The 14,289-nt window shown below is 67.0% G+C and carries 11 protein-coding genes; 7 read left to right on the top strand and 4 right to left on the bottom strand.

The features are described 5' to 3' along the window. The first annotated feature begins 134 nt into the window (after positions 1-134). The gene (gene glpK / locus O3669_RS07175; RefSeq protein WP_315283081.1) at positions 135-1,658 is read left to right on the top strand and encodes a glycerol kinase GlpK; all 1,524 of its coding nucleotides are present in this window, start codon (positions 135-137) and stop codon (positions 1,656-1,658) included. 78 nt (positions 1,659-1,736) lie between these two features. On the opposite strand, the gene O3669_RS07170 is transcribed toward glpK, so the two are convergent. Then, on the bottom strand, positions 1,737-4,022 hold the full coding sequence (locus O3669_RS07170) for an FAD-dependent oxidoreductase (RefSeq protein ID WP_371524201.1): 2,286 nt from the start codon (positions 4,020-4,022) through the stop codon (positions 1,737-1,739). Between the two features lie 92 nt (positions 4,023-4,114). Here O3669_RS07170 and O3669_RS07165 point away from each other — a divergent pair, with 92 nt between their 5' ends. Together O3669_RS07165 and O3669_RS07160 are read left to right on the top strand one after the other, a co-directional pair. Next, positions 4,115-4,699, top strand: a complete 585-nt coding sequence (locus O3669_RS07165; protein WP_371524200.1) for a TetR/AcrR family transcriptional regulator — start codon at positions 4,115-4,117, stop codon at positions 4,697-4,699. An 87-nt stretch (positions 4,700-4,786) separates the two neighbouring features. Beyond that, positions 4,787-5,359 (top strand): nuclease, encoded by a 573-nt coding sequence (locus O3669_RS07160; RefSeq protein ID WP_371524199.1) that lies wholly within the window; start codon positions 4,787-4,789, stop codon positions 5,357-5,359. A 121-nt stretch (positions 5,360-5,480) separates the two neighbouring features. Here the strand turns inward: O3669_RS07160 and O3669_RS07155 are convergent, their stop codons facing one another. The 3 genes from O3669_RS07155 to O3669_RS07145 form a co-directional block, all read right to left on the bottom strand. Then, complete coding sequence (locus tag O3669_RS07155) at positions 5,481-6,197, bottom strand: PspA/IM30 family protein (protein WP_295918392.1); 717 nt, start codon at positions 6,195-6,197, stop codon at positions 5,481-5,483. Between the two features lie 110 nt (positions 6,198-6,307). Beyond that, positions 6,308-7,654, bottom strand: coding sequence for a hypothetical protein (locus O3669_RS07150; RefSeq protein ID WP_371524198.1), 1,347 nt, complete (start codon positions 7,652-7,654; stop codon positions 6,308-6,310). A 113-nt stretch (positions 7,655-7,767) separates the two neighbouring features. Next, the gene (locus tag O3669_RS07145; RefSeq protein ID WP_371524197.1) at positions 7,768-9,786 is read right to left on the bottom strand and encodes a TPM domain-containing protein; all 2,019 of its coding nucleotides are present in this window, start codon (positions 9,784-9,786) and stop codon (positions 7,768-7,770) included. A gap of 234 nt (positions 9,787-10,020) precedes the next feature. Here O3669_RS07145 and O3669_RS07140 point away from each other — a divergent pair, with 234 nt between their 5' ends. The 4 genes from O3669_RS07140 (at position 10,021) to O3669_RS07125 (ending at position 14,261) form a co-directional block, all read left to right on the top strand. Then, positions 10,021-10,398, top strand: coding sequence for a cold-shock protein (locus tag O3669_RS07140; protein ID WP_295918398.1), 378 nt, complete (start codon positions 10,021-10,023; stop codon positions 10,396-10,398). Further along, entirely contained in the window at positions 10,391-11,257 is an 867-nt protein-coding gene (locus O3669_RS07135) for a DUF3027 domain-containing protein (protein ID WP_314769445.1), read from the top strand. Before O3669_RS07140 ends, O3669_RS07135 begins: the two co-directional genes overlap by 8 nt. 119 nt (positions 11,258-11,376) lie before the next feature. Further along, positions 11,377-12,828: an NCS2 family permease gene (locus tag O3669_RS07130; RefSeq protein WP_371524196.1), complete on the top strand. Its 1,452-nt coding sequence runs from the start codon at positions 11,377-11,379 to the stop codon at positions 12,826-12,828. A gap of 143 nt (positions 12,829-12,971) precedes the next feature. Next, a complete protein-coding gene (locus O3669_RS07125) occupies positions 12,972-14,261 on the top strand; it encodes an MFS transporter (RefSeq protein ID WP_371524194.1) in 1,290 nt (429 codons plus the stop codon). The last annotated feature ends 28 nt before the right edge of the window (positions 14,262-14,289 follow it).

Below are 14,289 nucleotides of genomic sequence, written 5' to 3'. Positions count from 1 at the left end.
CACGGTGGCCTCGCCCGCACCATCCCCAGCGCTGGGGAATAACAAGTTCGCAGGGGCGCTGATGCCCCTCAAGCCGCGCAGGTGGCCCGGCGCGGCACACACAACGACGTGATAACGCCTCCGAAAGGACACTCATGACCCCCACCGAAAAGTTCGTTCTCGCCATCGATCAGGGCACCACCTCGACCCGCGCGATCATCTTCAACCACTCCGGCGAGATCGTCTCCGTCGGACAGAAGGAATTCACCCAGATCTTCCCGAACCCGGGCTGGGTGGAGCACAACCCCATCGAAATCTGGGAGACCACCCGCACCGTCGTCGCCGAGGCCCTGCAGAAGGCGGAGATCAACCGCCACAACCTCGCGGCCGTCGGTATCACCAACCAGCGTGAGACCACCGTCGTGTGGGACAAGAACACCGGCGAGCCCGTCTACAACGCGATCGTCTGGCAGGACATGCGTACCTCCGACATCGTCAAGGAACTCGAGGGCGACGAGGGCCCGGACCGCTTCCGCCAGATCTGCGGCCTGGGCCTGTCTCCCTACTTTTCCGGTTCCAAGATCAAGTGGATCCTCGACAACGTTGAGGGCGCTCGCGAGCGCGCCGAGGCCGGCGACCTGCTCTTCGGCAACACCGACTGCTGGGTCCTGTGGAACCTGACGGGCGGCATTAACGGTGGCGTGCACTGCACGGACGTCACCAACGCCTCGCGCACCATGCTCATGGATATCCGCACCCTTCAGTGGCGTGAGGACGTCTGCGAGATCTTCGGCATCCCCATGTCGATGCTCCCCGAGATCAAGTCCTCCTCCGAGATCTACGGCTACGGACGCAAGAACGGTCTGCTCATCGACACCCCGATCTCCGGCATCCTCGGCGACCAGCAGGCCGCGACCTTTGGCCAGGCCTGCTTCGAGAAGGGCATGGCGAAGAACACCTACGGCACCGGCTGCTTCATGCTCATGAACACCGGCACCGAGCCCGTCTTCTCCGACAACGGCCTGCTTACCACCGTGGCCTACAAGATCGGCGATCAGCCGGCCGTCTACGCCCTTGAGGGCTCGATTGCCGTCGCCGGTTCGCTGGTCCAGTGGCTGCGCGACAACCTGGGCATGATCGTCAAGTCCTCGGACATTGGCGAGCTGGCCAGCACGGTCGAGGATAACGGTGGCGTCTACTTCGTCCCCGCGTTCTCCGGCCTGTTCGCCCCCTACTGGCGTTCGGACGCCCGCGGCGCGATCGTGGGCCTGACCCGCTACGTCAACAAGGGTCACATCGCCCGCGCCGTCGAGGAGTCGACCGCGTTCCAGAGCGCCGAGGTCCTCGACGCGATGAACGCCGACTCCGGCGTGCCGCTCAAGGAACTCAAGGTTGACGGCGGCATGACGCACGACGACCTGGTCATGCAGTTCCAGGCCGACCTGTGCGGCGTGGACGTCGTTCGCCCGAAGGTCATCGAGACGACCGCCCTGGGTGCCGCTTACGCTGCCGGCATGGCGGTTGGCTACTGGGAGAGCACCGACGACGTCGTTGCCAACTGGCAGGAAGGCAAGCGCTGGACGCCCACCATGGAGCCCGCCGAGCGCGACCGCACCTACCGCCTGTGGAAGAAGGCCGTCACCCGCACCCTGGACTGGGTGGACGAAGACGTGAAGTGATCGCGTTCCTGACGGAGGGACGAGGCCGGGGCTGCGCGAGCGGTCCCGGCCTCGCCGTGTGCGGCGCGTGGTGAGGAGCTAGAAGGATTCGGTGTGGACGTGCCCGCCTGCGTCGCGGATGAGGCGGGTGACGTCGGCGACCATGAGGGGTGAGCCGCACACGTAGTAGTCGGCGCGGGTGTCGATGCCGTGGGCGCGCAGGTAGTGGGTGACGCGACCGTGGAAGGTTCCGGGTGTATTCTCGCGGCTCACGCAGTGGACGACGCGCGGGAGGGGAGTGTCCAGACGCGTTGTTGGGTCCTCGCTCGTGGTGGCCAATCCGAGGAGGAGGACGTCATCTGCTCGTACACCCTGCTCGAATTCCGCGAGGAACGGTGCGATACCCGTTCCAGTGGCAACGAAAATGCGTCGTCGGCGGGGAGTGCCGTCCGGGTGGGTGTCGCCGGTTGCCGCGTCGTGGAGGAAGTGTCCGTAGGGGAGTTCGAGGGTGACCTGGTCCCCGGGTGTGGCGTGGGTGGCCCACGCCGCGCCGTGTCCGCGCGTGCGCGTGTCCACGAGGAGCCTGACGAAGCGCCCGGAGGGTGTTGCGAGGGAGTAGGGGCGCCACTGGTAGGGGGCGACCCGCACGAGCGCGTACTGGCCCGGCTCCCATGTCGCGCGCGTGGGGAGTTGGAGCGTGATGTCGCGGATGGTGGGCGTTATCCAGCTGGCGCGCTCCACTGTTGCCGTGTATCTGCCTGCCCCGGCGTCGCCGCGTGGTTGCGGGGTTGGGGTGTGCGGCGCACGGTCCCCGGTGGGTGCGGTTCGCAGCGCCCGGTTGATGCGCGGGTATCCCGCGGGTCCCAGGGCCTTGCAGGCGGCGGAGAGTCCTGCCATGGCGGCCCCGACGATTCCGGGCATTCCCGCGTCTTGTCCCGTGAGGATGAGGTTGGTGATGGGGGTCGAGGGCGTGCCGAGGTCTGCGTGGAATCGTTCGGGCGTGAGGGGTAGCCCGTAGAAACAGCCGCGGGCGTGGGACGTGTAGTGTTCGACGGTGAGCGGCGTGCCCACCTCGACGTATCGGACGGCGTCTGTCAGGCCGGGCACGGCGCTCTCGGCGAGGTCGATGAGTGCGCGTGCCATGGATGACGTGAGGGCCTCGTAGTCCCGGCCTCGGTGCTTCGGCTGCGTTCCCTCCCAGCGTTCGAAGGCCTCGGGCGTGACGAACGAGATGATCTCCGCTGTCGCGTGCGCTTCCCCGGACTTGATGCCCGGGAAGGAGATGAACGCCGAGCGCGGGTGCCCGTCGAGGAGGTCGGCGGTCATACGGGCCGGGTCGGCGCGGCCCGTGTCCGTGTTGATCCAGACGTTCGCCCCGGTCACGCCCTCCGGGTAGTGGTCGAGGGTGAGGTAGACGGTGACGGCGGAGCCGCCGTGGCCGAGGCCGGTGACCTGTTCGCGCACGCGCGCTGTGAGCCCTCCGGTTGGCCCGGTTGTGGGGAGCAGGCGCTGGTAGGTTTCGCGGGCGCCGATGCCGGAGATGATGATCGGCGCTCGCTCCTCGTAGGTGAGAGGCACGGCACCGGAGTGGTCGGTGACGCGCACGCCGACGGCGGCCCCGTCCTCGACGAGGATCTCTTCGACGTGTTGCCCGAGGCGGATGCGTCCGCCGGCGCTCGTGATTCCCTTCTCGATCATGCGCGCGATCTGTGAGCTTCCGCCGCGGGGAAACCATGCGCCGTTCATGTAGTGTCCGACGATCATGGCGTGGGCGACGAAGGCGCTGCGCGCGGGTTCGACGCCGTAGTCGCCCCAATGAGTGGTCAGGAGGGCGCGAAGCGCGGGGTCGCGGAATCTGCGTTCCATGTAGTGCTGCGTCCGCTCGAGCGCGTGGCCTGCGAGCGCGCGTTGGGCGAGGCGGACGGCGGGGGCGGCGCGCGGGGGCACCATCTCGCGGGCGTAGTGCAGTGACATCCAGGAATAGGCGCGCTTCACGTCCCTGCAGTAGCGGCGAATGGCTGTCTTTTCGTGGGGGAACAGGGAGGTGAGGAGGCGTTGATACTCGTCGGCGCCGGCGGGAATTGTGACGTCGAGGCCGTGGCCGGGCAGGTAGAAGCGGTCGTAGCCTGCTGGCATGCGGTTCCACGCGAGGGCGCCGTCGGTGAGGTAGTCGAAGAGCTGGCGTGGGCGTGATCCGGGTTCCATGTCTCCCACGTAGTGCAGCCCGACATCCCAGGAAGCGCCCATCCGACGGAACGAGTGGGTGAGGCCGCCGGGGGTGGTGTGTTGTTCGAGGACGAGGACGCGCGCTCCGGCTGTGCGTGCGAGCAGTCCGGCCGTGGTGAGTGAGCCGATGCCGGAGCCGATGATGATGGCGTCATACATGAGAACTCCCAAAACTTGACAGTGTCTACTTATGGGACCATGCCCAACTAGACGCTGTCAAGTCGCGGGGGTGTTTCGGCTACACTGTGATCATGACGCGCTCAACGACTCCCGAGGGTCTGCGCGAGACGATCCTCACAATCAGTCGCGATCTGCTCAACGAGGGCGGGCCATCATCCCTGTCCATGCGCGAGGTCGCACGACGCGCGGGCTGCACCCACCAGGCCCCGTACCACTACTTCCGAGGGCGCGAGGCCATCCTCGTCGCCCTCGTCGAGGAGGGATACCGCGCCCTCGAACGGGCGCTGCGTGAGGCGAGGGAGACGAGCGAGGGGCGTACGCCGCAGGACACAACGCGCGCCGCGGGACACGCCTACCTCACCTGCGCGCTGGCGAACCCCGGGGTCTTCCGAATCATGTTCCGATCGGACATGTACGACGCGGGCGCACACCCGGGCCTTCACGCGGCCAGCCTGGCTGCGCGCTCCCAACTACGCTCGCTGGCCGCGCTCGCATACGGGACCGACGACCCACGCGCGGAGGTTACCCTGTGGGCCTACATTCACGGCCTCGCGACCCTTGTCCTGGACGGTCCGCCGGCACTCGGAGCCGGTGAGGAGGCGCAGCGCTTCGCCCACGAAGCGATCGAAGCCCCGTACTTCATCGACGGGGTGTGAGCCGTCCGGCGCTCGAGCCCGCCCCCGGCACTGTCCTAGGACCCAAGGCCGACAGTGGCGCTCGCCGCGTCATCTACAATTGACCCCATGGAAAGCTCTAATAAACAAACGACTTATCTCGTCGTTGACGGCGAAAATATTGACGCGACGCTGGGACTGTCGGTCCTGGATCGACGCCCCAACCCCGAGGAGCGCCCCCGCTGGGATCGCGTGCTTGAGTGCGCGCACGGGCGCTGGCACCAGCGCGCCAAGGGCCTGTTCTTCCTGAACGGCTCCTCCGGCTTCCTGCCGATGGGATTCGTCCAGGCGCTGACCGCCATGGACTACCAGGTGATCCCCCTGTCGGGCCCCTCCGAGATGAAGGTCGTGGACGTTGGCCTCCAGCGCACGATGGATGCGATCGCCTCCCTGGACTCGGGTGACGTCATCCTGGCCAGCCATGACGCCGACTTCCTGCCCCAGATCGAGACTTTGCTGGACCAGGGTCGGCGCGTCGCGGTCATGTGCTTCAAGGAGTTCCTCTCCTCCCAGCTCCACGACCTGGAGGAACGAGGCCTGGAGATCATCGACCTCGAGTACGACGTGCGCGCCTTCCAGGTGCGCCTGCCCAGGCTCCACATCATCGACATCGACGACTTCGACCCGATGGCCTTCCTGTAAGCAGGACCCGGTGCCGGGTGCGCGGCACCCTCACAGATACCACAACGGCACAGCAAGGCCGGGCGGCCCCTCGCGGGGCCGCCCGGCCTGTGTGTCTGTCACGCGGCCAAGGCCGCGCCGCTCACTGCTTGTTCTTCAGCGCGGCGAGGCGAGCCTCGATCTCCAGCTGCGAGGAGTCGGTCTCGAGCTCCGCGAACTGGGCGTCCAGGCTGGAGGCGGCCAGCTCGGCCTTGCCCTGAGCCATGGCCTCCTGGCGGCGCACGCGGTCCTCGAAGCGGCCCAGCTCGCTCGTGGGATCCAGGATGTTGATGGAGTTGAGAGCGTCGGTGACCTGGGCCTGAGCCTTGGCGGTCTTCTCGCGGGCGACCAGCTGATCGCGGCGGGACTTGAGCTCGGCCAGCTTGTCCTTCATCTGGGCCAGGCCCTTCTTGAGGCGCTCGGCGACCTCGCGCTGGGCCGCGAGGGCGGGCTCTTCGGTCTTGATCTCGTTCTCGAACTGGATCTGCTTGCCGATGGCGACCTTGGCCAGGTCGTCCCACTTGGTGGCCCCGGCCTCGTCACCGCCGGCGCGCAGGGAGTCGGCCTTCGCGGAGGCGGCGGCAGCCTTCTGGCCCCAGTCGGCCGCGGCCTTGACATCCTCCTCGTAGTCCTTCTCAGCCATGCGCAGGTTGCCCAGGGTCTGAGCGATCGCGTTCTCGGCCTCGATGATCGAGTTGGTGTAGTCGCGGATGAGCTGGTCGATCATCTTCTGCGGGTCCTCGGCCTTGTCGAGGAGCGCGTTGATGTTTGCCTTGGCCAGCTGGGTGATGCGGCCCAGGATCGTCTGCTTCTCAGCCATGATGTTCTCCTTTGTGTGGTGTGCGCTCGTGCGCGGGTTGAGCGCGAGGCCATGGCCCCGCAGGTCGGTGGGTGAATGGTGTGGCCCTTACTGGCGCGCCAGGGGCGTGCTCATCCCCTTCCCGTGTGGGAGGGAGGATGGGGAGTGGCCCTGTCCGTGTGGCGCAGGGGGTCGAGGGTGGCGTCCAGCCTGGCTTGGACGCGGCGCAGGCGCTCGAGGGCACCGAGCGGGCTGTCGAGCGTGATGAGGGCAGACTGCGCCGCGGTAATCGCCTCGTGCGCGTCGGCGATGAGCGGCGCGAAGAGGTCGGGGTCGGTCTGGAGGCGTTCGGCGTCGGCCAGGTCGGAGGTGACGGCCGCGATGGCGGCTCCCAGGCGCTCGCGGATCGCGTCCAGGTCGGACTTGGCGGTGAGGATGGCGTCCGTGAGCTGGCGAGCCATGAGGAGCGCGCGCTCTGCCGTGTCCAGGGAGGAGGCTGCTCGCGCGGCGTCCGTGTCGGCGGCCAGCTCGGCGGCGTCCAGGGCGGTGCGGGCGGACTCGAGGAGAGCGGCCGCCTTGTCGGGGTTGGGTTGGAGGGACGCGAGCGTCTTTTCGGGGTAGATGCTCGCGATGCTCGACAGCTCCTCGCGTGAGCGCTCCACGTCTGCCGCTTCTTCGACGAGGCGTTCGCGGGCCTGCGCGATGCGCTCGGGGAGCGCGGCCTGCTGGGATCGCTTGGCACCGAAGGTGCGCTGGGCGTCGCGCAGGGGCACGAGGGTCGTCTCCAGGGCGGTGACGATCTCGGTAGCGAGCGCCGTCTTGGCCTCCGGGTTGTTGGTCGCGTGGATGCGGCCGAGCGTGGCGAAACCGCGGGTGACGGCCTCCTTCGCGTCTGTCACGAGGCGCTCGAACTGCTCGGTGGCCGAAATACCGAACTGGGCCCTCGCGTAGGTGCACTCGTTGTCGGCGCGTTGCACCTCCTCGTCGGCCTCAAGCAACCGGCGGTTGGCCTCTTCGACGGTGTACTGCGCCGCCTGCGTGGCGGCCTGCCACCTCTCCTGGGAGGCTCGGGTGGCTCGGTCCTCGTCCTCCCGGTCCTGCTTGCGCTTGATGATCGAGGAGATCAAGCCGAAGACGCCGGCCGCCAGGCCGAACATCGCCCACTTGAATCCGCTACCGGAGGAGGACGAGCTGCTGGACGAGGATGAGGACGATGTGCTGGGGGAGGTGGTCGGGTTTGTGGATGCGGATCCGGTCGCGGTTGCCGCGGGCGCTGCTGAGGCCGCGTTGCCGAAGGCCTGGGATGCGACGGCCGTGGCGACGGTGGCGGTCCCGTCGGCGCTCAGGGGCTCGACGGCGAACGCGGGAGCGGCGCACGGGAGCATCGCCACTGTCGCAGCAGCGGCGATGCTGAGGCGTCGGATCCGTGTCACGGTGCCCTCCTGGTTGATGGTGAACAGATTAAAATACACTGTCACGCTCGGATTTGTCGACAGTGCGCTGTATTTTGTGTCACGCTGCCCGGCTCCATGGCAAGTGTACGCGACCCGCGCTGAGTCGACGAGGCCATGGTCGCCACTCGCTCGGCCAACTAGAAGTTGCCCTGGTCGGAGGAGATCCCGCCCCCGCCGCCCGATGAGCCGCCCCAGCTCGAACCCGAACTCCACGAGTCGTGGTCGTTGTCCCACCTGTTCCTGTGGTGGGAGGACGAGCCGGAGTTGGACATGAGGATCGACCACAGGAGCGCCTCGCCGAGTGAGGAGCCAACCGAGGACATCGTCGAGGTGGAGCGCGAGGATTGGCCACTGTCCCAGGGGGCACCGGCCTCGCTCAGGGGCGTGGCCAGGACGCGATCGGCGCTGGCGCGGGCGTCGGATGCCAGGGTCGAGGCCTTGGCGGGGTCTGCGTCCAGGCTCTCGCGCGCGGCCTTGAGGGACTGCTCGGCGGAGTGGAGCGTGGAGCGCACGCTCAGGTCCATGGCGCCGCGTCGGCCCTGCACGTATCGCTGGGCGCGCTCGATGGCGGTTTCTGCCAGGGAGATCTGGGACTGTGCGCTCGCGCGTGCCTTCTGGTTGTTTTCGCGCTGGGTGCGCAGGGGGGCGAGGGCGGAATCGAGCATGGCCTCGGAGGCGCGCAGGTGTTCGAGGGCAGCCAGCGGGTCGCCCGTGTTCATGAGGGCGGCCTGGGCCTCGGCGATGGCGGTGCGCGCGTCGGCAACCAGCGGGTCGAAGACGGCGGGCTCGGCGCCCAGGCTCGTCACGTCCGTTATGTCGGCCGAGATGGAGCCGATAGCGGTGCTCAGACGTTCGCGGATCGCGTCCAGGTCGGACTTGGCGGAGAAGATCGCGTCGGTCTGGTGCTTGGCCATCATGAGCGCGCGATGAGCCGTATCCAGTGAACTCTCCGCCAGGGTGCGGTCGCTGTCCACCTCCCGCTTCGCAGTCGCGATAGCGGTTTCAGCGGTTGCCAGGAGCGCCAGGGCCTGCTCGGGGTTGTCCTGCAGGGAAGCGAGCATCTGGGCGGGGTAGATGCCGCTGATCGAGACCAGCTCGGTGGACGCCCGCTCCAGGTCGCCGCGCTGCTCGGCGAGGCGCTCGGAGGCCTCGCTGATACGGCGCGGGAGGCTGGCCTGCTCGGAGCGCTTGTGCTCGAAGGAGTCCTGCATGGCGCTAAGGGGGTTCATGTACGTCCCGAGGTCACGCATGATGGCCGAGGCCAGGGACGCCTTCTCCGCGTCGCTGTGGGCGTCCTCCATCCGCTGTTGGTTGTCGAAGCCGCGCGAGACGGCGGCCTTGGCGGCCTCGAGGGTGCGGGAGAACTCGTCCGTTGCCGCGATGCCGAATTGGAGGCGCGCGAAGTCGAGTTCGTCGGAGGCGCTGCGCACCTGTTCGTCGGCGGCCAGGAGCTGACGGTTGGCCAACGTGGCCATTTCTGCCGCGTTCGCGACGGGTACCTTGCTGGGCTGGGTGGGAGTCTGTGCGGCGGTGGGAACGGAGCGGCGCGAGTTGCGTCGAACAAAGTATGAGATCAGCAAGAATCCAACCAGGATCGAGGGGAGCAAGGAACGTCCGGTGCCGAATAAGCTGAAAGAGCTAGAAGAACTCGAGGAGTGTGAGCCCGTCGAGCTTGTCGTCGAATTCTTGTTGGAAGCGACGTGGTCAATGAAGGCGACGGCTCCTGCTGCGGCGTCGGAGGGCGTCAGGGGGTTGCTGGAGAGTTTCGCCTCGGCGACGGCGCGGGCCTCGGCGCGCACGCTCGATGAAATCGATCCGCCTTTGACGCACGACCCGTCCTTTCGTGTCTCGTAGCCGATGTAGTAGATGATGGTGCCGTTGGAGGCAACCGAGTTCTTCAGGGTCTGTTCACACCACTGAGCCGCGTCCATGTTCGAGAAGTTGTCAACGATGACAACATCGACGGAGACGCCCTTGGAACGGGCGGTGCGCGCAGCGGTCTCGATGGTGGTGCGGTCGGAGTCAGTCAGCCACCCCGTCGGGTCGGTCACGATGCCGGTCGTGGTAACGGGGGAGGTGGCGAACGCGGGGGCACCGAGCGCAATCAGGAGCGAGGTGAGCATAGCGGCGACGCTGAAGCGGCGGATTCGTGACACGGGGTCCTCCTGCATTGTGGTGAACAGGCTAACGTACACCACGGCGCGCGCGTTGGTCAGCGATGTGACGCACTATGCGAAACGTGGGTGCTGCTGAGGGTCAGTGTACGCGAAAGAGGGGGCAGCGGTGCTGTTCGCTACAGGCAGTCGTAAGGCTCCGACGCCGGGCGGGAGAGCACCCTATGATAGGGGGAGCCCATAGGGCTGAGAGACTATTGAGAGAAGGAGGGGACCATGCCCACCGGTAAAGTGAGGTTCTTCGACGCTGATCGCGGTTTCGGCTTCATCGCGGGAGACGACGGGGCGGATGTCTTCCTCCACTCGTCCGCGCTGCCGGCCGATGCGCGCAGTCCCAGGGTGGGTGCTCGCGTGGAGTATTCGGTGGCCGACGGACGCAAGGGACCGCAGGCGCTCAGCGTGCGTTTCCTGAAGGAGACAGCTTCCGTTGCCCGTGCCAAGCGCCGCAAGCCGCAGGCGATGGTGCCCGTGGTTGAGGACCTTATCAAGCTCCTCGACTCCTCGAGCGCCGCGCTGCGCCGCGGATCCTACCCGGACAACGCGACCAAGATCGCGAAGGTGCTGCGCGCCGTCGCAGAGGAATTTGATGCCTAAGACTGTGGCCCGCACGCGGGCAGTGAAAAAGGACGCCGTCCTGGAGGCCGCGCTCGACGTGGCACGCGCGGGCGCCGAGGCCGTGGCGCACCCGCGCCCTGTCGGTGAGCACGTGGGTTTCGAGATGGTGTCGGATCGCCTGGGTACGCACTACTTCGCCTCCACGGATGCGGGCTACGTGGGCTGGTGCTGGGCGGTGACAGTGGCGCGCGTGCCGCGCGGGCGCGTCGCCACCGTGTGCGAGGTCGACATGACCCCGCGCGAGGGCGCGCTCTTGGCCCCCGAGTGGGTGCCGTGGGAGGAGCGCCTGCGGCCTTCGGATATTTCGCGCGAGGACACTCTGCCCTACGTGGCTGACGACGAGCGCCTGGAGCACAGCTTCGAGGACACCAGCGAGGACCCGGACCTGCCGGTCGTGCGCGAACCCGGCATGGGGCGCCCGCGCGTCCTATCCGAGGAGGGGCGCAGCCAGGCTGCGAAGCGCTGGTATGAGTCGGAGCGCGGCCCGAAGGCGGGGCGTCGTGCGCGCAACACCTGCTCGACCTGCGGTTTCCTCGTGAAGATGAGCGGCGGCATGCGCCAGATGTTCGGCGTGTGCGCGAACGAGTGGGCGACCGATGACGGTGCCGTCGTGTCGCTGGATCACACGTGCGGCTCCCATTCGGAGACGGACGTGCCCAAGAATGGGACGGCCTGGCCGGTTCGTCCTTCCCGCGTGAATGAGGGCGCGCTGGACGCCGAGCCGATGCCGCACCCTGTCAAGGAGTCCCCTTCCGACGAGGCCGTGGCAGAGCAGGCGCAGGGTGCGCACCACTCCGAGGACACCCCTGAGGAGAGCGGGCAGCGTCAAGCCGACTGAGGCCTCGGCACACGAACTGACAGGAAGTACCCGGGAGGCGACTCCCGGGTACTTTCTCAACAAGTGGGAACACGGCGGGTATGTTTGCGTCGCCGGGCGCGACCAGGCACGATTAACCAGTGAATACCCAAGAAAAGACCGCCCCGTCCCGCGGCGGCTTCACACAGTCACTCGATTCGTTCTTCCAGATTTCCAAGCGCGGTTCGACCATCGGTCGCGAAATCCGCGGTGGAATTGTCACCTTCTTCGCGATGGCCTACATCCTGGTCGTCAACCCGTTGATTCTTGGCGGTGCCGTCCCCGAAGACGGTCCGATCACGAACGAGGGCATCGCCGCCGGCACCGCGCTTGTCGCGGGCATCATGACGATCCTCATGGGCGTCGTCGCCAACTACCCCCTCGCGCTCGCCGCCGGCCTCGGTCTCAACGCCGTCGTCGCCTTCACCCTGGTGCGCGGCGCGGGCCTGAGCTACGGCGAGGCCATGGGCGTCATCGCCTGGGAAGGTATCCTCATCTTCCTGCTGGTTCTGACCGGCTTCCGTGAGGCTGTCTTCCGCGCCGTTCCACCGGCCCTCAAGACCGCCATCACGGTGGGCCTGGGCCTGTTCGTGTCCCTCATCGGCTTGGTCAACGCGGGCATCGTGCGTACGGGCGCGACCCCCGTCCAGTTTGGTATTTCGGGGTCGCTCGACGGGTGGCCGGCCCTCGTCTTCGTGTTCGGCCTGTTCCTCATGATCATCCTCCACGTGCGAGGCGTGAAGGGCGCGGTGCTGATCTCGATCGTCGCCTCCACCGTGATGGCGGTCATCGTCCAGTTCTTCGCCGGCATCAAGCTCATCTCCGAGACGAACCCGACCGGCTGGGGTAAGACCGTCCCCGAGCTCACGGGCTCCCCGATCGCGGTTCCGATCTTCAACACGCTCGGCAAAGTCGACCTCTTTGGCGGCTTCGGCAAGCTCGGCGTCGTCTCCATCATCCTCCTGGTCTTCTCCCTCATGCTCGCCGACTTCTTCGACACGATGGGCACCATGGTGGCCGTGGGGGCCGAGGGCGACCTCCTCGACAAGGACGGCAACCCGCCCAAGACCCGTCAGATCCTGATCATCGACTCGCTGGCCGCCGTGGCCGGCGGCGTGGGCGGCGTCTCCTCGAACACCTCCTACGTCGAGTCTGCGTCGGGCGTCGCCGAGGGCGCTCGCACCGGCCTGGCCTCCGTGGTCACCGGCGTGCTCTTCCTTCTCTCGACCTTCCTGGCCCCCCTCGTCGAGCTCGTCCCGACCGAGTCCGCCTCCACGGCCCTCGTGTTCGTCGGCTACCTCATGATGACCCAGGTCCTCGAGATCGACTGGAAGGACCCCGAGGTCGCGATCCCGGCCTTCATGACGGTGGCCTTCATGCCCTTCGGCTACTCCGTGTCCGTCGGCATCGGCGTAGGCTTCGTGACCTACACGGTCATCCAGCTCGTCGTGGGCAAGGCCCGCAAGGTCCACCCGCTCATGTGGCTGGTCTCCGGCCTGTTCGTCATCTACTTCCTGATGGGTCCGATCCAGCGCCTCCTCGGCGCCGCCTGATTGCTCACCTATCGCGTACTTGTCGCCCCGTCGCAGCGTCGCTGCGGCGGGGCAGTCGTATTCTGAAAGAACGCGTACGAACGAGGATCGCGCGCTTCGCCCAGGCCTCGTTCGTGGAGGGGCACAGGATGAGGAGGAAAGACATGTCGGCTACGTTTGCATCGTTGCGCTACGTCAACTATCGGTACTGGTTCGCCGCAACGTTGATTGCATCGACGGGCACATGGCTACAGCGCGTGGCTCAAGACTGGTACGTGCTCACGGTCCTCACCGACCACGATTCCTCGCAGGTCGGCATCGTCACCGCCTTGCAGTTCCTGCCGATCATCCTGTTCTCCGCGTGGGCGGGCGTGCTCGCGGACCGTATCCCGGGGCGGCGTCTCCTGCAGTGCACGCAGACTGGCATCGGCGTTGTCTCTCTCATCATGGGTCTCGTCGTCCTGACAGGAACGGGGCAGCTGTGGCATCAGTATGTTCTGGCGTTTGTCTCGGGAACTATCTCCGCAATGGATACCCCCGCGCGTCAGGCCTTCGTCGGCGAACTCGTACCGCTTGACAAAATGGCGAACGCTGTCGCCCTGAACGCCACGGCGTTCCACGCGGCGCGTCTCATTGGCCCGGCCTCCGCGGGCTTGTTCATCGACTGGTGGGGGGTGGGTCCCGTCTTCCTTATTGACGCCGGTATGTTCGCCGCCCCCGTCATCGCGCTGATGCTCATGCGCGGCGACCGCCTCTACCCGCGCACGCTCGTGCCGCGCGCTCGTGGCCAGCTGCGCGAAGCCGTAGCCTACGTACGCCAGCGTACGGACATCCTCATCATCCTCGTGCTGATTGCCATCGTGAGCGCCCTGGGCATGAACTTCCAGATGACCAGCGCGCTCATGGCGACCACCGTGTTTGGCAAGACGGCCGGCTCCTTCGGGATACTCTCCTCATTCATGGCTTTCGGCTCGATTCTGGGGGCGACGGGTGCTGCACGCCGCATCCCTCGTCTGCGCACGATTATCCTGGGTGCCGCCTTCTACGGGTGCGCCGAGATCCTGCTGGGTCTGGCCCCCACTTACTGGTGGTTCGCTCTCCTGTCAATCCCGACGGGTTTTGGGATGCTCACGATGAACACGAGTGCAAACGCCCTCATGCAGACGCGTACGGATCAGGAGATGCGTGGGCGTGTCATGGCGATGTACTCGCTTGTGTACCTGGGTGCGACGCCGATTGGATCGCCGATTATTGGCCGTGTGGGCGCGGTTTTCGGGGCCCGCTGGGCGATCCTGGTGGGCGGGATCGCCTCCCTGGGTATCGCGCTCATCTGCGGTGCGTGGGCAATGATCCACTGGAAGGGGCGCGTCGTGGTACGTCCCTCTTTCCCGTGGGTGGGCGTGGAGGGTGGTTCCTCTGTGGACGCACCGCGCCGCTCGGTCGACCCGAGCTGAGAGCCGGGGACCGCGCGGCGGCGCGAGG

Source organism: Pauljensenia sp. 20925_1_34, from assembly GCF_041432775.1.
Classification (GTDB): domain Bacteria; phylum Actinomycetota; class Actinomycetes; order Actinomycetales; family Actinomycetaceae; genus Pauljensenia.
This window is presented reverse-complemented; position numbering and strand designations above follow the sequence as displayed.